Source organism: Pseudomonas sp. FBCC-B1667, assembly GCF_059133255.1.
Map to the genome: position 1 here is coordinate 5813953 of NZ_CP101437.1, position 24216 is coordinate 5838168.

The 24216-nt window shown below is 56.0% G+C and carries 16 protein-coding genes, 2 tRNA genes and 4 rRNA genes; 6 read left to right on the top strand and 16 right to left on the bottom strand.

What is annotated here, in order from left to right; all coding sequences use genetic code 11:
• Positions 1 to 227: 227 nt before the first annotated feature.
• A complete protein-coding gene (gene lapD, locus NL116_RS26835; RefSeq protein WP_494374768.1) occupies positions 228 to 2174 on the bottom strand; it encodes a cyclic di-GMP receptor LapD in 1947 nt (648 codons plus the stop codon).
• 14 nt (positions 2175 to 2188) lie between these two features.
• Positions 2189 to 2881 (bottom strand): cysteine protease LapG, encoded by a 693-nt coding sequence (gene lapG, locus NL116_RS26840; RefSeq protein WP_494378142.1) that lies wholly within the window; start codon positions 2879 to 2881, stop codon positions 2189 to 2191.
• A 217-nt stretch (positions 2882 to 3098) separates the two neighbouring features.
• On the opposite strand from lapG, the gene NL116_RS26845 reads away from it, so the two are divergent.
• The 5 genes from NL116_RS26845 to NL116_RS26865 all read left to right on the top strand — a co-directional run bounded on the left by NL116_RS26845 (position 3099) and on the right by NL116_RS26865 (position 10115).
• Positions 3099 to 3809 carry a GntR family transcriptional regulator gene (locus NL116_RS26845; protein WP_494374769.1) on the top strand — a complete coding sequence of 237 codons (711 nt, stop codon included), beginning with the start codon at positions 3099 to 3101 and terminating at the stop codon, positions 3807 to 3809.
• A 684-nt stretch (positions 3810 to 4493) separates the two neighbouring features.
• A complete protein-coding gene (locus tag NL116_RS26850) occupies positions 4494 to 5270 on the top strand; it encodes a DUF3050 domain-containing protein (RefSeq protein WP_494374770.1) in 777 nt (258 codons plus the stop codon).
• Complete coding sequence (locus tag NL116_RS26855) at positions 5267 to 6196, top strand: diiron oxygenase (protein ID WP_494374771.1); 930 nt, start codon at positions 5267 to 5269, stop codon at positions 6194 to 6196. Before NL116_RS26850 ends, NL116_RS26855 begins: the two co-directional genes overlap by 4 nt.
• A 14-nt stretch (positions 6197 to 6210) precedes the next feature.
• Positions 6211 to 9624 (top strand): non-ribosomal peptide synthetase, encoded by a 3414-nt coding sequence (locus tag NL116_RS26860; protein ID WP_494374772.1) that lies wholly within the window; start codon positions 6211 to 6213, stop codon positions 9622 to 9624.
• A gap of 23 nt (positions 9625 to 9647) precedes the next feature.
• Positions 9648 to 10115, top strand: coding sequence for an SRPBCC family protein (locus tag NL116_RS26865; protein WP_494374773.1), 468 nt, complete (start codon positions 9648 to 9650; stop codon positions 10113 to 10115).
• 181 nt (positions 10116 to 10296) lie between these two features.
• On the opposite strand, the gene rrf (NL116_RS26870) is transcribed toward NL116_RS26865, so the two are convergent.
• The 12 genes from rrf (NL116_RS26870) to NL116_RS26925 all read right to left on the bottom strand — a co-directional run bounded on the left by rrf (NL116_RS26870) (position 10297) and on the right by NL116_RS26925 (position 22298).
• Positions 10297 to 10412: ribosomal RNA gene (gene rrf / locus NL116_RS26870) — 5S ribosomal RNA — on the bottom strand.
• Between the two features lie 108 nt (positions 10413 to 10520).
• Positions 10521 to 10636: ribosomal RNA gene (gene rrf / locus NL116_RS26875) — 5S ribosomal RNA — on the bottom strand.
• A 157-nt stretch (positions 10637 to 10793) separates the two neighbouring features.
• Positions 10794 to 13685 (bottom strand): 23S ribosomal RNA (locus NL116_RS26880).
• A gap of 249 nt (positions 13686 to 13934) precedes the next feature.
• A tRNA-Ala gene (locus NL116_RS26885) sits at positions 13935 to 14010 on the bottom strand.
• Positions 14011 to 14040: 30 nt separating this feature from the next.
• Positions 14041 to 14117 (bottom strand) — tRNA-Ile (locus NL116_RS26890).
• A 162-nt stretch (positions 14118 to 14279) separates the two neighbouring features.
• Positions 14280 to 15816 (bottom strand): 16S ribosomal RNA (locus tag NL116_RS26895).
• The 16S, 23S and 5S rRNA genes sit together here with 2 tRNA genes alongside, the layout of an rRNA operon.
• Before the next feature lie 498 nt (positions 15817 to 16314).
• Positions 16315 to 16935, bottom strand: coding sequence for a protein-methionine-sulfoxide reductase heme-binding subunit MsrQ (gene msrQ, locus NL116_RS26900; RefSeq protein ID WP_494374774.1), 621 nt, complete (start codon positions 16933 to 16935; stop codon positions 16315 to 16317).
• Positions 16935 to 17948 carry a protein-methionine-sulfoxide reductase catalytic subunit MsrP gene (msrP, locus tag NL116_RS26905; RefSeq protein WP_494374775.1) on the bottom strand — a complete coding sequence of 338 codons (1014 nt, stop codon included), beginning with the start codon at positions 17946 to 17948 and terminating at the stop codon, positions 16935 to 16937. Before msrP ends, msrQ begins: the two co-directional genes overlap by 1 nt.
• 63 nt (positions 17949 to 18011) lie before the next feature.
• A complete protein-coding gene (pssA, locus tag NL116_RS26910) occupies positions 18012 to 18869 on the bottom strand; it encodes a CDP-diacylglycerol--serine O-phosphatidyltransferase (protein ID WP_007948646.1) in 858 nt (285 codons plus the stop codon).
• A 145-nt stretch (positions 18870 to 19014) separates the two neighbouring features.
• Positions 19015 to 20031 carry a ketol-acid reductoisomerase gene (gene ilvC, locus NL116_RS26915; protein WP_007948647.1) on the bottom strand — a complete coding sequence of 339 codons (1017 nt, stop codon included), beginning with the start codon at positions 20029 to 20031 and terminating at the stop codon, positions 19015 to 19017.
• Positions 20032 to 20079: 48 nt separating this feature from the next.
• Positions 20080 to 20571 (bottom strand): acetolactate synthase small subunit, encoded by a 492-nt coding sequence (gene ilvN, locus NL116_RS26920; protein ID WP_003176102.1) that lies wholly within the window; start codon positions 20569 to 20571, stop codon positions 20080 to 20082.
• A gap of 2 nt (positions 20572 to 20573) precedes the next feature.
• Positions 20574 to 22298, bottom strand: a complete 1725-nt coding sequence (locus NL116_RS26925) for an acetolactate synthase 3 large subunit (protein WP_494374776.1) — start codon at positions 22296 to 22298, stop codon at positions 20574 to 20576.
• Positions 22299 to 22698: 400 nt separating this feature from the next.
• Between NL116_RS26925 and NL116_RS26930 the strand changes: the two genes are divergently transcribed.
• Positions 22699 to 23112 carry a DUF4124 domain-containing protein gene (locus NL116_RS26930; protein ID WP_494374777.1) on the top strand — a complete coding sequence of 138 codons (414 nt, stop codon included), beginning with the start codon at positions 22699 to 22701 and terminating at the stop codon, positions 23110 to 23112.
• 18 nt (positions 23113 to 23130) lie between these two features.
• Here the strand turns inward: NL116_RS26930 and NL116_RS26935 are convergent, their stop codons facing one another.
• Positions 23131 to 23466, bottom strand: a complete 336-nt coding sequence (locus NL116_RS26935) for a YqcC family protein (protein WP_494374778.1) — start codon at positions 23464 to 23466, stop codon at positions 23131 to 23133.
• A complete protein-coding gene (locus NL116_RS26940) occupies positions 23466 to 24206 on the bottom strand; it encodes a tetratricopeptide repeat protein (RefSeq protein ID WP_494374779.1) in 741 nt (246 codons plus the stop codon). Before NL116_RS26940 ends, NL116_RS26935 begins: the two co-directional genes overlap by 1 nt.
• Between the last annotated feature and the right edge of the window lie 10 nt (positions 24207 to 24216).

A 24216-nucleotide genomic window follows, 5' to 3' on the forward strand; every position in this document is an offset into this window, starting at 1 on the left:
TAACGCCATCGCGAGCAAGCTCGCTTCCACCGTTGATCTTCAGTGAAAACGCACACGAATGGGTTGGCAGCTGCGCGCGAGTGTGCAAGACCGGGCAGACGCCCCCCCGGCAGATCATTCCTGGAAGAAAGATCTCCCACGCACAGCCGCCATAAAACAATGGCAGGAAATCTCCCAGGAATCTTCCTTCAGATTTTTTGGTGACTGCACTGACGCCTTCGCGAGCATCACTGCCAAGGCTTGGGCTCACCAAACAATTGCCCCTGAACCCCATAGATCCCCATTTCCCGAATCACCGACAACTCCCCTTCAGTCTCGACTCGCTCGGCAATCAGCGGCAAATCGATGCTGTGCGCCGCGCGCTGGATCGCCTCGATGAACAGGCGCTTGTCGCTCTCCTGATCAATCGCCCGAATGTAGCCGCCATCAATCTTCAGGTACGCCAACCCAAGCCGAGCCAGGTTGCCGATCATGCTGAAACGCCCGCCAAAGCGTTGCAGGCTCAGGGAGAAACCGAGTTCTCGCAGGCGCCGCGTCAGCTCTTCCAGCATCGCTTGCTCGGGCAACTGTTCCTCGCCGATTTCCAGGGTCAGGCGCGGCCCCAGATTGGAGTTCGCGCGCAAAATTTCGAAGATTTTATTCAGCATTTGCGGATCGCCCAACGTCGCCGACGACAGGTTCAGCGCCAGCGATTCTTCGTGACCCGCCATCTGCTCCAGCACCAACTCCAACATCAGCCGATCCAGTCGCGCGGTCCAGCCAAAACGTTCCAGCCACGGCAGGAAACGCCCGGCAGGAATGGTCTGACCCTGCTCATCGACCAAGCGCGAGAGCACTTTGTAATGCAGTACCAGTTGCGTGTCCTGGCTGGCCACCACCGGTTGGAAATACAGCTGGAACCGCCGCTGATTCAACGCCTGATCCAGCAAGTTGTTCCAGGCGTGATGGTCATCGCCGACACTGGCCGACGCACTGTGATCCAGGCACGCCCAACTCGGCTCGCCCTGACTTTCGGCCTGCGCCAGCGCCTGGTCGCCCAGGCTGAGCACCGCCTGCGGTAAGTCGCCATGAACGAACGGCGCCAGCCCGATCGAAGCCACCGAAGCCACATCGGTGGCGCCCGTCGCATGCAGACTGGACAAGGCGCTGTCGAGGTTCCGCGCCAGTTGCAACGCTTCTTCGCGCACCAGCCCCGGCGCCAATACAGCAAACTCGCCGCCGCGAATCCGCGTGACGAGGTTCTGGGTTTCCGGGTACTTGGCACACTCGCGGGACAACTGCTCTCCCACCGCTTTCAACAACTGGTCGGTGCGCTGGCCGCCCAGGCGTTGGTTCAAACCGGCCAGGTCCTTGACCCGCAGCAACAGGAGATAACCGGAACTGGCCTGCTCCGGATTGCTCACTCGGGCGTTCAATTGCATCTCGAAATAACGACGGTTGGCGAGCCCGGTGAGGTTGTCCTGATAGGACTCGACCCGCAGTTTTTCACTGCGTTCGGCTTGCTCCTGGAAGAGTGCCTTGAGCTTCTCGACCATCTGATTCATCGCCTGCACCACGCGGCGCAGTTCCGGGGTGCGTGGCAGCTCCGGCAGGCTGAGAAATTCACGACGAGCGATAGCGTGGGATTGCTTGACCATGTAGTCCAACGGTTTCAATTGCCGACGCAACAACAGCGCGCCCAGCACCGCGCTCACTGCGCCACAGACCAGCAACCAGCCGAGACTGCCCAGCGCGCTTTGCCACAGCTTGGCCAACGCAAACATCGGGTGGCTGACCACCTCGACCCGCGCCGCCTGCTCCCAGCCACGGCTGACAATCGCATCGCCACCGGCGGCTTCGAGGCCAATCATTTTGACGAACCAGTCCGGCACGTTGTTCACCGCCGGAATCCCGCTGCGCTCGACGATGGTTTTGTCGTTGCTCAGGTCAACGACCCGGATGCTGGCGTAGTAGCCGCTGTCGAAAATCGAACTGACCAGCAACTCGACCATCGCCGGGTCGTCGATGTTGGGAGTCAGAGACAGCGCCAACGCCGTCGCGGCGTCCTGGGCATGGGAACGCAACTGGTTGACGTACTGGGTCCGCGAGCTTTCCAGGCTGACCATAAAGCTGCCGGTGAAGGCGACCACGAGGAACAGACAGATAGCGATCAACAGCTGTTTGAACAAAGACATCTGAGCGCGTGCTCCTAGTTTGTCGTTTCGACCGGGAAACCTTCGGCCTGCATTTTCTTCAACACGTCCTGCCAGCGGGACAGGCGTTTAGTGTCACCCACCTTTTTGTTGCCCTTGGCGCCCGGCAAATACAAACCTTCCGCATTGAAAGAGTAGACCGGTAACAGATCGGTTCGTTGATTGGCCGGTTTAATCTCGTTGATCAGGCTGTCGAGCACCAGCGGCATGGTCTCGGGGCTCGAATAGTAGGTCAACACCATGTGCGCCCGATTCTGGCGCAAGGCTTTGACGTAGGTGATGCGCAGCTTGTCGCTGGACACGCCGAGGTGGCGCAGGCTGAAATACTTGGCAATCGCATAGTCTTCGCAATCGCCGGCGCCCTTCCACAGCGCTTCGATGGGCGTTTCCCAATAGTCGACTTCGTGCCACAGGTCGATATCCTCGACGTAGCGCACCTGATTGTTGAAGAACAGGTTGACCACTTTGAGCTGTTCCAGCTCGCTCACCTGCTTCTGCGTGGCCAGCAAATGCTGCCAGGCGTCTATCCGCTGCTGCCCTGCACCCAATGGCCCGTACAGGGCTTGAGCGCGACGGCTGATCAGCGAAAAGTCCCAATCGGCCTGCAAGGCGCCCAGCATGACGCCGGCTAGCAGCAGTCCGCAGCACAGCCAGCGAAATATCCGTGGGATTGCGAAACGTACCGCCAATGCGAAGCATCCAGAGCAGGCAAATGGAATTCGGCCGATGGTGCCGGTTACCCCGGCAAAAGACAATGGCACGGTGCAATCACGGGCGACGCGCTAGACTTTGTATTGTGAATGACATGAAAAGCTTGCGATTGAGAACCTGAGTCGTTTGACAAGCTTCATCGCAGTCACTAGTGTCCATTTGGATCCAAATATTTCAGTCAATAGGGTGCGAGTAGTGCAACACAAGACCAACCCTCTCAGCAGTATCAAGGTCAGCGGACCGATTCCCGCTCACCTCGCACGTTCCGTGATCGAAGAAACGCTGCGCTCGGCGATTCTCGATGGGCGCATCCCTTGCGGCACCGCGTTGCGCCAGCAAGACCTGGCCGACCTGTTCGGCGTCAGCCGCATGCCCGTGCGCGAAGCTTTGCGCCAGCTCGAAGCCCAGGCGCTGCTCAACGTTGTCGCCCATAAAGGAGCCGTCGTCGCCCCTTTGGTTCAGGGCGATGCCGTGGAAACCTATACGCTGCGGATTCTCCTGGAGTCCGAAGCCCTGCGATTGTCGATTCCATTGCTCGAAAAAGAAGACCTGGAAGCCGCTGCCCGTCATATCGATGAGATGGAAACAGAGCAGGACTACAGCGAGATCGGCCGTCTCAATCGCTTGTTCCACATGTCGCTGTACTGCAAGGCAACTAACCGTCGCCTGTTGAGCCTGGTCGAAGAAGGGTTGATCGAGGAGGAGCGCTTCCTGCGTTTCAACCTGGAGGCGATGGGCTTGGGCAAACTGTCTCAGGATGATCACCGGGCGCTGTTGCTGGCCGTGGAAGATCGCGACATCGAGCGCGCGGTAAGGCTGCTTGCGAACCACCTCAACCGGGGTGTCGAAGTCATTACGCGCTACCTCGCCAGCCCCGAAGCACTGAACAAGAAAACCGCCCGGTAAACCATGCCGGCAAGCCAGAACGAGCAGATCGGACTGCTCGTTTTCGCTGGTCACGACGACGCTCAGCCCCTCTCTATTAGCCGTGCCCTCGATTTTCCCCTCCCGAGCCCAATAATTTCACCGAGCAGATGACGCTCCGGTGATAGCGGCTGTCGTGATGTACGCTCACTCTTGGACTGCCAATAACCAATGAACGGGCGACGCTGCGCACCTGCGCAACAGTCCCCGCAACAAGAACCTACGGAAGGAGTCTTGTCACGGGAAAGGAAGCATCGGCGTTGATCCCAGCCAACTTCCGCCCTCTAAAGTCATGTCACTGATTTCACCAAGAAAGTTGCTTCGAGTGAGGCATTCACTCTTCATATAAATTCTGACTCTACTTAGTCGGAAGGAGCAACTACGCCCAAATAAAACTTCAAGTTAATGTTTTATTGAAACTTGTCATGCCGAATAAAACCTGAGCGTTTATTTAATTAAAAAATGACTTGCCGGAAACTTTATTCGTGTATTAGTTTTTGTTCGCCGCACTTACAAAGGCCTGCAAGGCTTACTCTGCGGATTCATCACTGCGCGAACCGATCAATTAGATTGAGGCACTGGCATGCCCACTGAAAAGTTTAAATGCCATGCATTGATTGATCGCCACTTCGTTAACGGCATATCAGATCACTTATAGGCTCACTCATGAAAACGTATAAAGACTGTCTCGCCCAGAAGAAAGCAGAACTTAGTGCTCATCCGATCTTTTCTGAAATACATTCGCTATCGGTACTTCAACGTTTCATGGAAACCCATGTATTTGCAGTGTGGGATTTCATGTCGCTGACCAAGCGCCTGCAACAGGAACTGACCTGCGTTCAACTGCCCTGGCTGCCGCCTCGAGACCCGCAGGCTGCGCGACTGATCAACGAAATCGTGCTGGGTGAAGAATCCGATGATCGTCCGGCCCAGGGCCATTACAGTCACTTTGAGTTGTATCTGGATGCGATGCGCGAAGTGGGGGCCAGCACGGTCGCCGTAGAGCGCTTTGTCGCGTTGCAACAAGAAGGCGTGAGCTATGACGTCGCGTTGCAAAGCGTGGACGTCGACCCGGCCGCCGCACAGTTCGTGCGGCACACCTTGCACACGGCGTTGCATGCGCCGGGACACAGCGTTGCTGCGGCATTTTTGCACGGCCGTGAGAGTGTGATTCCGCAGATGTTCCAGCGGATTCTCGACGATTGGGGCATCGGCATCGAGCAAGCGCCGACCTTCCGTTACTACCTGGAACGGCACATCGAAGTCGACTCCGAAGACCACGGCCCGGCGGCGGAACAACTCCTCGCACGGTTGGTCGATCGCGATCCGCAACGCGAAGAAGACGTCTACACCAGCGCGATTGCCGCCGTGGAAAGCCGCATCGCCCTGTGGGACGGCCTGCGCCAGAGCATGGGCGAGCCATTGCGTGAGGTGACCGCATGAACGCCGCCGACTACCAATCCTTCGCCGACGCCTGGGAGAGCCGGGCGACCATCCGCACTCGCCCCCGGCGGGTGGTGGAAAACGATAACAAGCTGATTTATCCCTTGAGCCGCCAACCACTGGTGCTGAGCGAAACCTTCCTGCGCGAATGCCCCGAGCAACGGGATTACGCGCTGGTGCAGACGCTCTACAAGTTCATCAACGACGTGGTGATTTTCGAAACCGAGATCGTCGACAAGACCGCGCGCAGTATCGCCAAGAATCGCTTCGCCGTGACGTTCCCGTTCGCCTGTCGTTACGACGCCATGACCGTGGTAGTGGACGAGGATTACCACGCCTTGGTGGCCATGGACTTCATGCAGCAGACCATCGCCATGACCGGCATCACACCGATCGCGTTGCCGGACGAGATCGAGCTCAGCCGAGCCATCCCGACGGCTGTGGCGCTGGCACCGGAACACTTGCGCAGTGCCGTCGAATTGATCTGCGTGGCCATTGCCGAGAACACCGTGACCGGCGATGTCGCGGCGTTCGCCAAGGACGACACAGTCAAGCAATCGATCAAAGGCCTGATGGCCGATCACTTGCTGGACGAAGGTCGCCACTCCAGCTTCTGGGCGCGCCTGGTACGCATCTACTGGCACACCGCGAGCGAAGAAGACCGCCATTGCATCGCGCAGATCCTGCCGGTGTTCATCGGCCATTACTTGACCAACGACATTCAGAAGTCCTTTGACTTCCGGTTGATTGAGTCTTTGCAGATCAGCGACTCGACGCGTCAGGCACTCAAGAGCGAAGTCTCGGGGCTGGCCTTCCCGATCAATCGCCATCACCCACTGGTCGCCAACATCGTGCGGTTTTTTCGCAGCAGTTCTCTGCTCGATTCGCCGTGCGTGCAAGACGCCCTCAGCGACTACCTGGTTTAACGAGGAACACATTCATGAGACGTCTCGACATTTTGCTCATTGGGCAAAGCCAGGCCTTGACCGACCTGGCGCTGGAACTTGAACAACACGGTCATTCGCTGATGAGGGTTTTCGACACAGTAGATGAGCACCCGTCGTTTGATTTGCTGATCGACGACGCGTCGATGCCTTTCGGTCATTCTGATGAGACACCGCGACTGACGCTGCAACTGGGTATCGGCGGAACGGAGGCTGGTGGCTTGCCGTCGCTGGACCTGTTGTGCTCGTACAATTCCGAATTGTTCACGCGCGTGCCGATCGCCGACGAGCCTTCAGGCAATGGCCAGGCATTGCGCCTGCGAGCGGTAGCGGAACTGGTGGATCACGTCGCGCTGCTGGTCAGCCGCTTCTCCCGGGATGCCGAGTATTTTCTGCACGCACAACCGGCCGCGCCGGCTCACTTTGAGCGTGTGGACAATCTGGTCCGGCTTGAACACTTGGCGTTCGTCCATCAACTCAACGTCACCGCTCAGCCCTGGCTGCTGGAACTGGGGCAGATCCCGATGATCGAGCGCCTGGAACAGCGCCTTGTTCAATCCGCCGAAAGACCCGCGCTGACCATCGACGGCGCGACGCTGAGCTATCGCCAACTGCATGCCCAGAGCCGTGCTATCCAGCAGCAGTTACAGCCGCTGCTCGATCAGCATCAAGGGCCGTTGGTGGTCGGGATCTGCCTGCCGAAATGCCATGCGCTGTATGCAGGGATTCTGGCGATTCTCGGCAGCGGGGCGGTGTATCTGCCGCTGGAACCCAGCCATCCGCTGCAACGTCAGCAGTACATACTTTCAAATGCCGGGGCCGTGTTGTTGCTGCATGACGGCCATCATCCGCTCGCCGAGGACATGCCGGGGCTGGACATCAGCTGCATCGGCATCGAAGACGTGGACCTCGAACAACCCTTGATGCATCTGCGGCCCGATCTTGATGCACCGTGCATGGCGCTCTATACCTCGGGCACCACCGGGCATCCCAAAGGCGTGTTGCTCAGTCAGGCCAACCTTGCACACTTCACCGCGTGGTATTCCGACTACGTACAACTCACCGGGCAGAGTCGGGTGCTGCAGTTTTCATCGCTGAGTTTTGACTCGTCGGTGATCGACATTTTCCCGACCCTGCTGCAGGGTGCCGAGCTGATCGTGCCCAGCGACGACCAACGCCGCGACCCTTTACAACTGATCGAACTGATATGCCACCAGCGACTCAGCCACGGGTTTTTGCCGCCGGCACTGCTGAGCATTCTGCCGCTGGATCAGCTTCAGGGTCTGGATCACGTGATGACCGGCGGCGACGTTTGCGAACCGTACGTGATCGAGCAACTGACGCGCCAAGGCAAGCTCTACAACCTGTATGGCCCCACCGAAGCCACGGTGCTGATAACCGCGCGACAATTGCGTCCCGGCGACAACAATCGGTCCCTCGGCGCACCCATTGCCAACAGTCAGGTGCTGATTCTCGATGAGGACTTTCTACCCGTTACCGACCATACCGTCGGTGAGTTGTACATTGTCGGGCCGGGGGTGTGCCTGGGGTATCTGAATAACCCGCAGCAGACGGCCGAACGCTATCTGAACCTGAGTTTGCCAGGCGGCCAACACCTGCGTGCCTATCGGACCGGCGATATGGCGAAGTGGACCGGCGACGGCATCGAGCTATGTGGGCGGCGGGATAACCAGGTAAAGATTCGCGGCTTTAGGGTAGAACCGGAAGAGATCGAACGTTGCCTGCGCGACAGCCAGTTGTACCGTCAGGTGGCGGTGGTCATCGACAGTCAGCGACGCATTCTGGCCTTCGTCGCGCAGCCGCAGGAAGTACAGCCCGGTGCCGCATGCGAGGCGTTGAAGGCACACGCGTTGCAGTTTTTACCGGACTACATGCAGCCCAGTGCGTGGACCGAACTGCACAGCATGCCCTTTGCCAGTAATGGCAAAGTCGATCGCAAGGCGTTACTGGCCATGCCGGTCAACGTCCTGAAAACCACCGCTCGGCGCTTGCCTGTCAGTGCCGATGAGGCCTTGCTGCTGGAGATCTGGGCCGAGTTGCTGGAGCTGCCGGCCAGCGACATTTCAACCGATGAAAGTTTCTTTAATCTGGGCGGTCACTCGATACTGCTGTCACGCATGTTGCTGCAATTGCGTGAGAAGTTCGGGCGCAGTATTTCGATCAACCGCTTCATTGAACTGCCGACCATTACGAAGTTGGCGACCTTGGTGCGCGGCTCTGGCACTGAAGAAGTGCTCAGCGAAAAGGCTTTGGCGGATGCCTTCCGTGAGTTGGATATTCAGCCGCTGTCTGTCAGCCAAATGGGCGATGTGCATAAGGTGATTGTCACCGGCGCCAACAGTTTTGTCGGTGTGCATATCGTCGAGGCACTGCTGGGTTGGGGTGCCACTGAAGTCGCGTGCCTGGTGCGCGATGGCGGCGGGCAATCGGCGTCTGAACGCTTTGCTCATGCGTTGCGCGAGAACCGTCTGGAGCATCTGGACCAGAGCCGGGTGCGGGTGTATGCGGCGGACATCACTCGTCCATCTCTAGGACTGTCCGCTGAAGCTTACGAACGCCTCGATCGAGAGTTCGGCGCGCTGGTGCACAACGCTGCCAACGTCAATCACGTACTCGATTACGAATCACTGGCGAGGGACAACGTCGAGCCGATTTTCGAATGCCTTCGGTTGTGTGAAGGGCGCAGCAAGAAGGTCTTCAATTTTGTCTCGACGCTCTCGGCTTCCAGCACGATTGCCGAAGATGGCCAAGTGCTGGAATTGCCCGCGGCGCAGACACCGCCGATCTATATCAAGAATGGCTACAACCTCTCCAAGTGGGTCGGCGAACGAATTCTTGAAAGGGCGCGCGAGCGTGGGGTGCGGGTCAATCTCTATCGCCCCGGCAACATCAGTTTCAACAGTCTTACCGGCGTCTGCCAGCCACACAAAAACCGTTTGATGCTGATGCTCAAAGGCTCGATCCAGCTCGGCCAGGTGCCGGAATTTGCGCTGAATTTCGACCTGATGCCGGTGGACTTTCTCGCCCGCTTCATCGCCTTCCATGCCAGTCGCTATCAGCCTGAAAAAGCGGTGTTCAACCTGCATAACCCCGAGCCACTGAGTTGGGACGACTACGTGGCGTCCTTTCGCGAGGCTGGGCGGGAATTCTCGATGGTCAGCGTTGCGGACTGGCAGCAGCAATTGAACCGGGTCGACACCGACAACGCGCTGTTCGGCGTACTCGGTTTTTACCTCAATGGCTTTGAGGAAGACATCGGCGACATCTCGATGATCGGCCACGCCAACGCCCAGGCCGGCGTGCGGCAGATGGGCGCGCACTACCCGGAAAAAACCCCGGCGCTGTTACGTCGTGGCTGCGACTACCTGAAAGAAATCAACTTCATCTGATTCAACCCAAACGGAGCAAAACCATGAGCACTCTGCAACCCGATACCCTGATCAAAAATCCTCAAGGCTGCCACGTGGTGTCCTCGGTGGACGTACCGGCCGAGGCTGCGAAAGTCTGGGCGATTGTCGGCAACTTTGCCGGCTTCGATCAATTCATTCCGGCGCTGTCGCACATTGAGATGACAGGCGAAGGTGTGTCGTCCTTGCGCAAGAAATTCTTCAAGGACGGCAACCTGGTGGTCGAGCAACTCAACTCGCGGGATGACAGCGCGTTGAACATGAGCTGGACCACGATCTACAACACCTTGGGTGTGGGCAATTTGTGGGCGGCGATGAGTGTTGAGCCGCTGGGAGTGGGCAAGTCCCGTGCGACTTGGACCATCATCGCTGAACCGGCACAGGGAGGTGTGGAGGCTCTGCCAGGGTTCAAGGCGTTTGTGCAGGGGTTTGCTGATGATGCGATGAGTAATGTATTGAAGCTGTTTGTATAAGTCTGAGTTTGATCGATAACGCAGGTTGAATCTGATCTTGTAGCGGTTATCAACTGTCGGCTCACCTGCTGAGAAAGCCGGCCCTGATTTGCAGGGCTGGCTTTTTTGTTCGTCGACATTGGGTTGGCCTGAAACGACAAAACCCCTGTCTGCGTTAACAGACAGGGGTTTCGGAATTCAATCTTGACGATGACCTACTCTCACATGGGGAAACCCCACACTACCATCGGCGATGCATCGTTTCACTGCTGAGTTCGGGATGGGATCAGGTGGTTCCAATGCTCTATGGTCGTCAAGAAATTCTGTGACCAGCCCGTTACAGCCGTAACGTGCCAGCAAAAAATGGTGACTTCTACTAAAACAAAACCCCTACCTGCATACGCAGATAGGGGTTTCGGAATTTAATCTTGACGATGACCTACTCTCACATGGGGAAACCCCACACTACCATCGGCGATGCATCGTTTCACTGCTGAGTTCGGGATGGGATCAGGTGGTTCCAATGCTCTATGGTCGTCAAGAAATTCGGGTACTGAGTCGTGGCCAGTTGGCCGCGCTTCAGCAAATTGGGTATGTGACAGCTTTCGGTGTTTTGTGAGCGTCGAACTTTCGGTTCATTTCGTCTTCACACACCACAATCTGATGCTCGTTCGAGTAGTCAAATTGCTTGGGTGTTATATGGTCAAGCCTCACGGGCAATTAGTATTGGTTAGCTCAACGCCTCACAGCGCTTACACACCCAACCTATCAACGTCGTAGTCTTCGACGGCCCTTCAGGGGACTCAAGGTCCCAGTGAGATCTCATCTTGAGGCTAGTTTCCCGCTTAGATGCTTTCAGCGGTTATCTATTCCGAACATAGCTACCCGGCAATGCCACTGGCGTGACAACCGGAACACCAGAGGTTCGTCCACTCCGGTCCTCTCGTACTAGGAGCAGCCCCTCTCAAATCTCAAACGTCCACGGCAGATAGGGACCGAACTGTCTCACGACGTTCTAAACCCAGCTCGCGTACCACTTTAAATGGCGAACAGCCATACCCTTGGGACCGGCTTCAGCCCCAGGATGTGATGAGCCGACATCGAGGTGCCAAACACCGCCGTCGATATGAACTCTTGGGCGGTATCAGCCTGTTATCCCCGGAGTACCTTTTATCCGTTGAGCGATGGCCCTTCCATACAGAACCACCGGATCACTAAGACCTACTTTCGTACCTGCTCGACGTGTCTGTCTCGCAGTCAAGCGCGCTTTTGCCTTTATACTCTACGACCGATTTCCGACCGGTCTGAGCGCACCTTCGTACTCCTCCGTTACTCTTTAGGAGGAGACCGCCCCAGTCAAACTACCCACCATACACTGTCCTCGATCCGGATAACGGACCTGAGTTAGAACCTCAAAGTTGCCAGGGTGGTATTTCAAGGTTGGCTCCACGCGAACTGGCGTCCACGCTTCAAAGCCTCCCACCTATCCTACACAAGCAAATTCAAAGTCCAGTGCAAAGCTATAGTAAAGGTTCACGGGGTCTTTCCGTCTAGCCGCGGATACACTGCATCTTCACAGCGATTTCAATTTCACTGAGTCTCGGGTGGAGACAGCGCCGCCATCGTTACGCCATTCGTGCAGGTCGGAACTTACCCGACAAGGAATTTCGCTACCTTAGGACCGTTATAGTTACGGCCGCCGTTTACCGGGGCTTCGATCAAGAGCTTCGCGTTAGCTAACCCCATCAATTAACCTTCCGGCACCGGGCAGGCGTCACACCCTATACGTCCACTTTCGTGTTTGCAGAGTGCTGTGTTTTTAATAAACAGTCGCAGCGGCCTGGTATCTTCGACCGGCATGGGCTTACGCAGTAAATGCTTCACCCTCACCGGCGCACCTTCTCCCGAAGTTACGGTGCCATTTTGCCTAGTTCCTTCACCCGAGTTCTCTCAAGCGCCTTGGTATTCTCTACCCAACCACCTGTGTCGGTTTGGGGTACGGTTCCTGGTTACCTGAAGCTTAGAAGCTTTTCTTGGAAGCATGGCATCAACCACTTCGTGTTCTAAAAGAACACTCGTCATCAGCTCTCGGCCTTAGAATCCCGGATTTACCTAAGATTCCAGCCTACCACCTTAAACTTGGACAACCAACGCCAAGCTGGCCTAGCCTTCTCCGTCCCTCCATCGCAATAACCAGAAGTACAGGAATATTAACCTGTTTTCCATCGACTACGCTTTTCAGCCTCGCCTTAGGGACCGACTAACCCTGCGTCGATTAACGTTGCGCAGGAAACCTTGGTCTTTCGGCGTGGGTGTTTTTCACACCCATTGTCGTTACTCATGTCAGCATTCGCACTTCTGATACCTCCAGCAAGCTTCTCAACTCACCTTCACAGGCTTACAGAACGCTCCTCTACCGCATCACCTAAGTGATACCCGTAGCTTCGGTGTATGGTTTGAGCCCCGTTACATCTTCCGCGCAGGCCGACTCGACTAGTGAGCTATTACGCTTTCTTTAAAGGGTGGCTGCTTCTAAGCCAACCTCCTAGCTGTCTAAGCCTTCCCACATCGTTTCCCACTTAACCATAACTTTGGGACCTTAGCTGACGGTCTGGGTTGTTTCCCTTTTCACGACGGACGTTAGCACCCGCCGTGTGTCTCCCATGCTCGGCACTTGTAGGTATTCGGAGTTTGCATCGGTTTGGTAAGTCGGGATGACCCCCTAGCCGAAACAGTGCTCTACCCCCTACAGTGATACATGAGGCGCTACCTAAATAGCTTTCGAGGAGAACCAGCTATCTCCGAGCTTGATTAGCCTTTCACTCCGATCCACAGGTCATCCGCTAACTTTTCAACGGTAGTCGGTTCGGTCCTCCAGTTAGTGTTACCCAACCTTCAACCTGCCCATGGATAGATCGCCCGGTTTCGGGTCTATTCCCAGCGACTAGACGCCCTATTAAGACTCGCTTTCGCTACGCCTCCCCTATTCGGTTAAGCTCGCCACTGAAAATAAGTCGCTGACCCATTATACAAAAGGTACGCAGTCACCCAACAAAGTGGGCTCCCACTGCTTGTACGCATACGGTTTCAGGATCTATTTCACTCCCCTCTCCGGGGTTCTTTTCGCCTTTCCCTCACGGTACTAGTTCACTATCGGTCAGTCAGTAGTATTTAGCCTTGGAGGATGGTCCCCCCATATTCAGACAAAGTTTCTCGTGCTCCGTCCTACTCGATTTCATGACCAAGAGATTTTCGCGTACAGGGCTATCACCCACTATGGCCGCACTTTCCAGAGCGTTCCGCTAATCTCAAAGCCACTTAAGGGCTAGTCCCCGTTCGCTCGCCACTACTAAGGGAATCTCGGTTGATTTCTTTTCCTCAGGGTACTTAGATGTTTCAGTTCCCCTGGTTCGCTTCTTAAGCCTATGTATTCAGCTTAAGATAACCATCTTATGATGGCTGGGTTCCCCCATTCAGACATCTCCGGATCAAAGTCTGTTTGCCGACTCCCCGAAGCTTTTCGCAGGCTACCACGTCTTTCATCGCCTCTGACTGCCAAGGCATCCACCGTATGCGCTTCTTCACTTGACCATATAACCCCAAGCAATCTGGTTATACTGTGAAGACGACATTCGCCGAAAATTCGATAATACTCAATTAAGAGCAACTCACAAATTTTACCTTAGCCTGATCCGTTACCAGTGAAAGTAACGTCCAGTCTATCTTTCTATCACATACCCAAATTTTTAAAGAACGAACTAGTCAAAGACTAGAAATCAACATTCACCATCTCAACGATGGAATGCTCATTTCTAAGCTTTATACAAACAGAAGCAGTAGTGGTGGAGCCAAACGGGATCGAACCGTTGACCTCCTGCGTGCAAGGCAGGCGCTCTCCCAGCTGAGCTATGGCCCCGTATTTCTACAGGCGTTTCCCACACAAAATTGGTGGGTCTGGGCAGATTCGAACTGCCGACCTCACCCTTATCAGGGGTGCGCTCTAACCAACTGAGCTACAGACCCAATTTCGAGCTACTAAGGCCGACCTCACCCTGCTCTTAACCACAAAGCATTGGGTACGCTCTAACCAACTCAGCTACAAACCGATACAGGCTGCTTCTTTCGTCTTCTTCAATGAATCAAGCAATTCGTGTGGGAACTTATGGAGCAGCTGATGTCGTCGATTAAGGAGGTGATCCAGCCGCAGGTTCCCCTACGGCTACCTTGTTACGACTTCACCCCAGTCATGAATCACACCGTGGTAACCGTCCTCCCGAAGGTTAGACTAGCTACTTCTGGTGCAACCCACTCCCATGGTGTGACGGGCGGTGTGTACAAGGCCCGGGAACGTATTCACCGCGACATTCTGATTCGCGATTACTAGCGATTCCGACTTCACGCAGTCGAGTTGCAGACTGCGATCCGGACTACGATCGGTTTTCTGGGATTAGCTCCACCTCGCGGCTTGGCAACCCTCTGTACCGACCATTGTAGCACGTGTGTAGCCCAGGCCGTAAGGGCCATGATGACTTGACGTCATCCCCACCTTCCTCCGGTTTGTCACCGGCAGTCTCCTTAGAGTGCCCACCATAACGTGCTGGTAACTAAGGACAAGGGTTGCGCTCGTTACGGGACTTAACCCAACATCTCACGACACGAGCTGACGACAGCCATGCAGCACCTGTCTCAATGTTCCCGAAGGCACCCATCCATCTCTGGAAAGTTCATTGGATGTCAAGGCCTGGTAAGGTTCTTCGCGTTGCTTCGAATTAAACCACATGCTCCACCGCTTGTGCGGGCCCCCGTCAATTCATTTGAGTTTTAACCTTGCGGCCGTACTCCCCAGGCGGTCAACTTAATGCGTTAGCTGCGCCACTAAGAGCTCAAGGCTCCCAACGGCTAGTTGACATCGTTTACGGCGTGGACTACCAGGGTATCTAATCCTGTTTGCTCCCCACGCTTTCGCACCTCAGTGTCAGTATCAGTCCAGGTGGTCGCCTTCGCCACTGGTGTTCCTTCCTATATCTACGCATTTCACCGCTACACAGGAAATTCCACCACCCTCTACCATACTCTAGCTCGTCAGTTTTGAATGCAGTTCCCAGGTTGAGCCCGGGGATTTCACATCCAACTTAACGAACCACCTACGCGCGCTTTACGCCCAGTAATTCCGATTAACGCTTGCACCCTCTGTATTACCGCGGCTGCTGGCACAGAGTTAGCCGGTGCTTATTCTGTCGGTAACGTCAAGATTGCAACGTATTAGGTTACAACCCTTCCTCCCAACTTAAAGTGCTTTACAATCCGAAGACCTTCTTCACACACGCGGCATGGCTGGATCAGGCTTTCGCCCATTGTCCAATATTCCCCACTGCTGCCTCCCGTAGGAGTCTGGACCGTGTCTCAGTTCCAGTGTGACTGATCATCCTCTCAGACCAGTTACGGATCGTCGCCTTGGTGAGCCATTACCTCACCAACTAGCTAATCCGACCTAGGCTCATCTGATAGCGCAAGGCCCGAAGGTCCCCTGCTTTCTCCCGTAGGACGTATGCGGTATTAGCGTCCGTTTCCGAGCGTTATCCCCCACTACCAGGCAGATTCCTAGGCATTACTCACCCGTCCGCCGCTCTCAAGAGAAGCAAGCTTCTCTCTACCGCTCGACTTGCATGTGTTAGGCCTGCCGCCAGCGTTCAATCTGAGCCATGATCAAACTCTTCAGTTCAAACATCTTTGGGTTTTTAAGAAACCCTAAACTTGGCTCAGCAATCGTTGGTTACATCTTTGATTTCTCGCGGAGTAACTTGTGATGCTGATAATCTTGTTGACTATCAGTCTGACTCCACAAGCACCCACACGAATTGCTTGATTCAGTTGTTAAAGAGCGGTTGGTTAAGATCTTTCGTCTCAACCGAGGCGCGCATTTTACAGCAGCCTCTGTTGCTGTCAAGCGGTTATTTTCAGAAGTTTTCAAAGTTTCGCTTGGAAATCTCTAACAACTTCAACCACTTGCGCTTCCGATCACTCGGTAGCGGGAGGCGAATTCTACAGCGTTACACGCTGCTGCCAACACCTCTTTTTCAACTCCTTTCGGACTTCGATGAACTGAAGCCACTCACTGCCGAAAACTTCTTAACTCTTTGTTTTCGAAGGAGTTTTCCGTTTCGACTGCGCCGGAAGTGGGGCGAATTATAGACATCCAGAATCTGCCGTCAACCTTTAATTACGCCTTTCGTACAGAAGGTGCCTTTTTAGCCACTAAACGCGGGATTCGACGGGCAACCGCCGGCACACGTAACACTAATAGCAACCCCCCAAGAGAGGCATACACCGCCCACTCCTTCAGATCGGCACGCACGATCCATAACATATGCAGCAACCCAAGCCCGAGAATCACATACACCAGGCGATGCAACGTCTTCCAGCGCGCGCCCAAACGCCGCTGACTATAGCGATTGGACGTCACTGCCAACGCCAGCAAACCCAGGAAGCCCAATGTGCCTACGATAATGTACGGCCGCTTGCGCAACTCAACACCCAGCTGAGACCAGTCAAACCCAAGAATGAACGCCGTATAGCCACTCAAATGCAACACCACGTACGCAAAGCACCACAACCCCAACTGCCTCCGCACTGCAATCCACCCCGCCCAGCCAGTGAGTTTTTGCAACGGCGTCATACTGAGTGTGATGAGCAGCAAAATGAGCGTACCCAGTCCCAGTCGATCGACCAGCACCTTGCCCGGATCCGGTCCCAGCACATCTGCCCAGGCCTGATACAACCAAAGCAGCGGCCACATCGCTATCACTATAAAGACGCCAATGCGCCAAACCGGAAAACGCATCAGTAGTTCTTCCGCAGATCGAGCCCTGTATAGAGAGAGGCCACTTCATCCGAATAACCATTAAACATCTGCGTGTCCCGCACGTTCGGCTTGAACAGACCACTGGGCAATCGACGCTCCCGCGCCTGAGTCCAGCGCGGGTGATCAACCGACGGATTCACGTTTGCGTAAAAACCGTACTCATCCGCGGCAATGCTCTGCCAGGTGGTTTTCGGCTGCTCGCTGACCAGGCTGATCCGCACAATAGATTTGATGCTCTTGAAACCGTACTTCCAGGGCACCACCAGACGCAGCGGCGCGCCATTCTGATTGGGCAGTTCACGCCCATACATGCCCACCGCCAGAATCGCCAGCGGGTTCATCGCCTCATCCAGACGCAGCCCTTCTACATACGGCCAGTCGATCAAGGCAAACCCGGAACGCTGACCGGGCATACTCTTGGGATCCTCGAGGGTTTCAAAACGAATGTATTTAGCCTTGGAAGTTGGCTCAACTTCCTTGAGCAGCGCCGAGATGGGAAAGCCGATCCACGGAATGACCATCGACCACGCCTCAACACACCGAAGACGATAGATCCGCTCCTCCAACTGATAAGGTTTCATGAAATCTTCCAGCGCATACCGCCCCGGCTTGCCCACCTCCCCATCCACCACCACGCTCCATGGCTCGGTCTTTAGCGTGCCTGCGTTGGCAGCAGGGTCGCCTTTATCAGTGCCGAACTCATAGAAGTTGTTGTAGTGGGTTGCGTCCTTGAACGGCGTAATTGCTTCGTCCTTGACGTTGACCGCGCCCCACTTAGTAGAAGGAAGCTTTTCGGCAAACCAGGAAGGCGCTTTGCCAGGCTCGACATTCGCATAGCGAGCCGTTTCTTCGGCACTCGCCCAACGCGGCAGGCTACTGACCGCCAAACCAGCCACGGCAGCGCCGAGAACATTCCGACGGGATAGATAGAAGGATTCAGGCGTGACGTCCGACTCATGGCAGTCAGACGCTTTGGGGACTTTGATCAGCATGGCAACTCCGCAGCATTGGAGAACAGTTGCACCAATAGACTGCGGAGTATGAGGGAAATTACATCACTCGGCGTTTTTGTGTCGACGAAGACGCAACAGGTATTGCACCGGGCCGGAGGCCGCATAGGCGAGGAAAACCAGAAGCAGAATGCGTGGCGGATCACTGAAGACCACAGCGAACACCAGCACCACCGCAAGGATCGCCACGAAAGGTACGCGTCCTTTCAAGTCCAGTTCCTTGAAGCTGTTGTACTTGATGTTGCTGACCATCAGCATACCGGCCGCTGCGACCATCAGTGCAACCAGGAAGGACATCTTCGACCCCTGAATGCCGTAGTCGCTGAACGCCCAGACGATCCCCGCGACCACACCCGCCGCTGCCGGACTGGCCAGGCCGATGAAGTAGCGTTTGTCTGCGGTGCCAACCTGAGTGTTGAAGCGCGCCAGACGTAGCGCAGCGCCAGCCACGTAAATGAAGGCGACCATCCAGCCGACCTTGCCCATATCACCCAAGGCCCAGCCAAACGCCAGCAATGCCGGCGCGACGCCAAAGGCGACCATGTCCGACAGCGAGTCGTACTCGGCACCAAAAGCGCTTTGAGTATTGGTCATGCGCGCCACGCGGCCATCGAGACCGTCAAGCACCATGGCCACGAAAATCGCGATCGCGGCGAAAGCAAAGTACTTGCTCGCATTGACCGAATCACCAGCACTCAAGGCCGCCTGGGCGCTCATCGAGTTGATGATGGAATAAAACCCTGCAAACAGGTTCGCAGTGGTAAACAGATTCGGCAGAAGATAGATACCACGATGCCGGACTTTGCGGCCTTCAGCGTCATGCCCTTCTTCGATGTGTTCATCGATGGGCAGCAGGCTTTCGGCGTCAGAAGCCTGGTTTGGCTCTTCGGGGCGTTCGCTCATGGACATTACCTTGCAACAGGATGGAAAGTTTTCGACAGGTGTCTGGGACGACGGTTCGGCCACAAACAATGCAGCTTTATACCAGAAGCAGCGTTCCAAACGAAAAAACGCGGCCTAGGCCGCGTCTTCCGTACAAGGGCGTGACTTAGTTTTTGGCTTTGTCGACGATCTTGTTGGCACCGATCCACGGCATCATGGAGCGCAGTTGCTCGCCGATGATCTCGATACCGTGAGCGGCATTGTTACGACGCTTGGCGGTCATCGAAGGATAGCCGGTTGCACCTTCGCTGATGAACATCTTGGCGTATTCGCCATCCTGAATACGTTTCAGGGCGTTGCGCATGGCCTGACGGGACTCGGCGTTGATCACTTCCGGACCGGTAACGTACTCGCCGTATTCTGCGTTGTTGGAGATCGAGTAGTTCATGTTGGCGATACCGCCTTCGTACATGAGGTCAACGATCAGTTTCAGTTCGTGCAGGCACTCGAAATAGGCCATTTCTGGCGCGTAGCCAGCTTCAACCAGCGTTTCAAAACCGGCTTTGACCAGCTCAACGGTACCGCCGCACAGAACGGCTTGTTCGCCGAACAGGTCGGTTTCGGTCTCGTCCTTGAAGGTGGTTTCGATGATGCCGGTACGACCGCCACCAACGCCAGCAGCGTAGGACAGTGCAACGTTTTTGGCGTTGCCGGAAGCATCCTGATAGATAGCGATCAGATCAGGAATACCGCCACCTTTGACGAACTCGGAGCGCACGGTGTGGCCCGGTGCTTTCGGCGCGATCATGATCACGTCGAGATCAGCGCGCGGAACAACCTGGTTGTAGTGGATCGCGAAGCCGTGGGAGAAGGCCAGGGTGGCGCCTTTCTTGATGTTCGGCTCGATTTCGTTCTTGTACAGGGCAGACTGGAACTCGTCCGGGGTCAGGATCATGACCAGGTCGGCCGCTGCAACAGCGGAGGCCACGTCAGTCACTTTCAGGCCGTGAGCTTCAGCTTTGGCAACAGTGGCTGAACCTTTACGCAGACCAACAGTAACGTCAACGCCGGAGTCTTTCAGGTTGCACGCTTGAGCGTGGCCCTGTGAGCCGTAACCGATGATGGCAACTTTCTTACCCTGGATGATGGACAGGTCGCAGTCTTTTTCGTAATAAACTTTCATGAAATTCCCCTATATATCCAGGCCGTTCAGGCCATTCACTAATTTGGTTTAGATGCTGAGTACTTTGTCGCCGCGTGCAATACCGGTTACGCCACTACGGACGGTTTCCAGAATCGACGCAGTGCCAATGGACTGAATGAAGCTGTCGAGCTTGTCGCTGGTCCCGGTCAATTGAACGGTATACACGCTAGCGCTGACATCGACGATCTGCCCACGGTAAATATCGGTGGTGCGTTTGATCTCGGCGCGCTGGGCGCCGGTGGCCTTGACCTTGACCAGCATCAGTTCGCGCTCGATGTGAGCACTCTCCGACAGGTCGACCAATTTGACCACTTCGATCAACTTGTTCAGGTTCTTGGTGATCTGCTCGATCACTTCATCATGGCCCACCGTGGTCAGCGTCAGACGCGACAGGGTCGGGTCTTCAGTGGGTGCCACCGTCAGGCTTTCGATGTTGTAGTTGCGCTGCGAGAACAGGCCGACTACACGAGACAGAGCGCCCGGTTCGTTTTCCAGAAGCAAGGAAATAATGTGTCGCATGATTAAGTACGCTCCGTCTTGCTCAGCCACATATCGCGCATGGAGCCGTCTTTGATCTGCATCGGGTAGACGTGCTCGCTGGTGTCGACTGAAATATCCAGCACCACCAAGCGATCCTTCATGGCGAACGCCTCTTCCATCTTCGACTTCAAATCTTTCGAGTCGGTGATGCGCACGCCAACGTGACCATAGGCTTCCGCCAGCTTGACGAAGTCAGGCAGGGATTCCATGTACGAGTGCGAGTGACGGCTGCCGTAACTCATGTCTTGCCACTGGCGAACCATACCCAGAACACCGTTGTTCAGGATGACGATTTTGACCGGCAAACCATATTGCAGACAGGTGGACAGTTCCTGAATGTTCATCTGAATGCTGCCCTCGCCCGTCACGCAGACGACGTCGGCATCCGGGAAGCTCAACTTGATGCCCATGGCCGCCGGAAAACCGAAGCCCATGGTGCCCAAGCCACCGGAGTTGATCCAGCGATTCGGCTTGTTGAACGTGTAGTACTGCGCCGCGAACATTTGGTGCTGGCCCACGTCCGAAGCGACATAAGCGTCGCCCTTGGTGACTTCACACAGGGTTTCTATCACGGTCTGCGGCTTGATGACGCTGCCGTCGCCCTTCTCATAAGGGAACAGGCCACGATCGCCGCGCCACTCGTCAACTTGCTTCCACCAGCTGGCAACGGACTCCTTGTTCGGGGTCTCGCCGATTTCCTTGAGGATCGCGACCATTTCGGTCAGGACGCTCTCGACCGGACCGACGATAGGAACGTCTGCCTTTATGGTCTTGGAGATCGAAGCCGGGTCGATGTCGATGTGAATGATCTTGGCATTCGGGCAGAACTTCGCCGGGCCGTTGATCACACGGTCATCGAAACGCGCGCCGACCGCAAGGATCACGTCGGCGTGGTGCATCGCCAGGTTGGCGGTGTAGCTGCCGTGCATGCCGAGCATGCCAATGAACTGACGGTCGGTGCCAGGGTAGGCACCCAGGCCCATCAGGGTATTGGTCACTGGCAGATTGAGCATCTTCGCCAATTCGGTCAGCGGCGCGGAGCCACCACCGAGAATCACACCACCGCCGGCGTACATCACCGGACGCTTGGCCGCCAAGAGCATTTCTGCAGCCTTGCGGATTTGCCCGGAGTGACCGCGAACGGCCGGGCTGTAGGAACGCAGCTTGGCTTTTTTCGGGAAGATGTATTCGTACTTCTCGGCCGGGTTGGTCATGTCTTTCGGGATATCGACAACAACCGGGCCCGGACGACCGGATTGCGCCAGGTAAAACGCTTTCTTCATGACTTCCGGGATTTCCGATGCGTGCTTGATCATGAAGCTGTGCTTCACGATCGGCCGGGAGATACCGATCATGTCGGTTTCCTGGAACGCATCGGTGCCCACCATGCTGCTAGGCACCTGGCCGGAAATGACCACCATTGGAATCGAGTCCATATAGGCGGTGGCAATACCGGTGATGGCGTTTGTTGCGCCAGGACCGGAAGTCACCAGTACCACGCCGGCTTTACCGGTGGCACGGGCATAGCCGTCAGCCATATGGGTAGCCGCTTGTTCGTGGCGAACCAGGATGTGGGTCACTTCCGGCTCTTTGAACAGGGCATCGTAAACATGAAGAAGAGCACCACCCGGGTACCCGTAGATATATTTGACGCCTTCGTCACGCAAGAAGCGGACGAGCATCTCACCGCCAGATAAAAGCTCCACGTTGTTCACCTCTAAAACGCCAGAATACCGCCCACATAAACGAGGACGGGTCTTAATAGGTTTACTTCTCAGCAGAGCATGAGCGACGGTGGTCGCCGACTACGTCAGCACTGACTGAGCAAGTATTGGGATCGTCCCAAGTGTTGCGGGCCTTTCCCACCCAGCGCGAGGTAACGCGTTGCGGGTGTAACAGGTCGGCGCGGATGTGCGCCTCATGATCTGCTGAGTGGGTCTGCTTCTGGCAGTCCCTCTACAGCGGACTTTGGATTCTTCTGTTTCGTCCCCTGCAAGTCAAGTCGTCTATGTGCTTTATTGAAGTAAGCACATGAGAAAGCAAGAAAAAATCGCTAAACAGCGACTGTGTTAGCTTCGATTGCGCAACTCATGACAAGGAAATGGCATGCGAACGATCTTCTTCATGGTCAGCCTGCTGATCAGCCCTTTGTGCACGGCCGCCCAGATCTACAAATGGGTCGATGCCCAAGGCGTGACACACTTTGACGCTCAACCACCCCAAGGCCGGGAAGCCACCACCGTGGTGACGCCCTCCTCTGTGAGCCAACCGGCCACGCTGCCCGACAGCAAAGCCATTGGCAATCAGCAGGACATCGACAACACGGTGAAAAAACAGGTCGCCGAGCAGCAAGCCCAGCTCAAGGCATTTTGCGTGCAGGCGCGCACGAATCTGGCGCAGCTGCAGAACAATCCACGACTTCGGGAGGCTGTGGAGGGCGAAATGCATCGCCTGACGGATCAACAACGTCAGGAACGCATCAGCGAAACGCAGAAACAGATTGCGCAGAACTGCCAGTAAGCACTGGCAGTTTCCGATTCAGCGGGAGGCGGTGATCAGCAGATCGAACTCTTTGAGCAGCACTTGCAGCTGTCGATCCCGGCCCTGCACATCACGGCCGGCGAAGACCATTTCCGCCATTTCCTGAATCCCGGAGACGGCGGGTAATGGCAGGTTCTGCTCGAGGATCATCTTCATCCGGGGCAGGAAGATCCATTGCAGCCACTGCTCGAAATCCAGCGTATCGACCGAAAACGGCTCGACGCTGGAAAGCGCATCTTGGGATGGAGAGACTTCATCCCACCACCCCTGCACACGCAGTTCACGCTCAATCAGCAGCAACTGCTCGGCGATCCTCGGGAAGCGTGCGTCCATCACAGCGAAACCTTGGCCTTCTGACGGGCCAATGCTGCGCCGGCAGAATCACCTTGCTTCTCGCGCGCCTGGGCAATCAAATCCCACAGGCTGGCCTGAAGGTCCGGACGGCCATTGGCGAAGGTCAGGCCACGACGAGCGAATTGCTCAGCCTGCGGCGCATCGCCTTGAGCCATGCGCACTTGAGCCAGACGATAAAGCACTTGCGGCTCACGCGGTGCAACGCGCTGAGCACGCTCCAGACTGGACGAAGCACCGTTGAGGTCGCCGCTCGCCTGTTGCTGCTGAGCCGTGGTCAACAGCGCCAGCACCGGACCGTCCAGTTGCTCGTCGGCGGACAGACCGCCAGCGTTCGCCGAAGGAATCCCGCTCGGTGTCGAGGGCATGCTGTAGCTGCCCTGATTGATCGGCGCCGACTGGACCGGCGACGTGTCGATCGGTCCCGGAGTAATCGGGCCAGGGGTGATCGGCGCGGTGCTGATCGGTGCCGAGCTGACGGCGCCCCCACCCGGGACCATCACCACCACACCGGTATCGCCTTGCGGGATCGCCTGGGTTTGCGATGGGGCTTGCGCAGGACGCTTCACGGTCGACTTGCGGAAGCCGCCATTCGCCGATATCCGTTCACTGTTGGACACAGCCGTGCCGGAATCCTCAACCGGAATCGAACCGCGTTGTACGGTGGAGCAACCGATGAGCAACGCCACGGCGGCAACCGCTGGTATCAACCACTTGTTCACGTGAATCCCT

What these genes read in the sequence shown, in the direction of transcription:
- lapD (WP_494374768.1), bottom strand. Translation starts at nt 2,174, where the DNA reads ATGTCTTTGTTCAAACAGCTGTTGATCGCTATCTGTCTGTTCCTCGTG.
- NL116_RS26850 (WP_494374770.1), top strand. Translation starts at nt 4,494, where the DNA reads ATGAAAACGTATAAAGACTGTCTCGCCCAGAAGAAAGCAGAACTTAGT.
- NL116_RS26855 (WP_494374771.1), top strand. Translation starts at nt 5,267, where the DNA reads ATGAACGCCGCCGACTACCAATCCTTCGCCGACGCCTGGGAGAGCCGG.
- NL116_RS26860 (WP_494374772.1), top strand. Translation starts at nt 6,211, where the DNA reads ATGAGACGTCTCGACATTTTGCTCATTGGGCAAAGCCAGGCCTTGACC.
- NL116_RS26865 (WP_494374773.1), top strand. Translation starts at nt 9,648, where the DNA reads ATGAGCACTCTGCAACCCGATACCCTGATCAAAAATCCTCAAGGCTGC.
- msrQ (WP_494374774.1), bottom strand. Translation starts at nt 16,935, where the DNA reads ATGCGTTTTCCGGTTTGGCGCATTGGCGTCTTTATAGTGATAGCGATG.
- msrP (WP_494374775.1), bottom strand. Translation starts at nt 17,948, where the DNA reads ATGCTGATCAAAGTCCCCAAAGCGTCTGACTGCCATGAGTCGGACGTC.
- pssA (WP_007948646.1), bottom strand. Translation starts at nt 18,869, where the DNA reads ATGAGCGAACGCCCCGAAGAGCCAAACCAGGCTTCTGACGCCGAAAGC.
- ilvC (WP_007948647.1), bottom strand. Translation starts at nt 20,031, where the DNA reads ATGAAAGTTTATTACGAAAAAGACTGCGACCTGTCCATCATCCAGGGT.
- ilvN (WP_003176102.1), bottom strand. Translation starts at nt 20,571, where the DNA reads ATGCGACACATTATTTCCTTGCTTCTGGAAAACGAACCGGGCGCTCTG.
- NL116_RS26930 (WP_494374777.1), top strand. Translation starts at nt 22,699, where the DNA reads ATGCGAACGATCTTCTTCATGGTCAGCCTGCTGATCAGCCCTTTGTGC.
- NL116_RS26935 (WP_494374778.1), bottom strand. Translation starts at nt 23,466, where the DNA reads ATGGACGCACGCTTCCCGAGGATCGCCGAGCAGTTGCTGCTGATTGAG.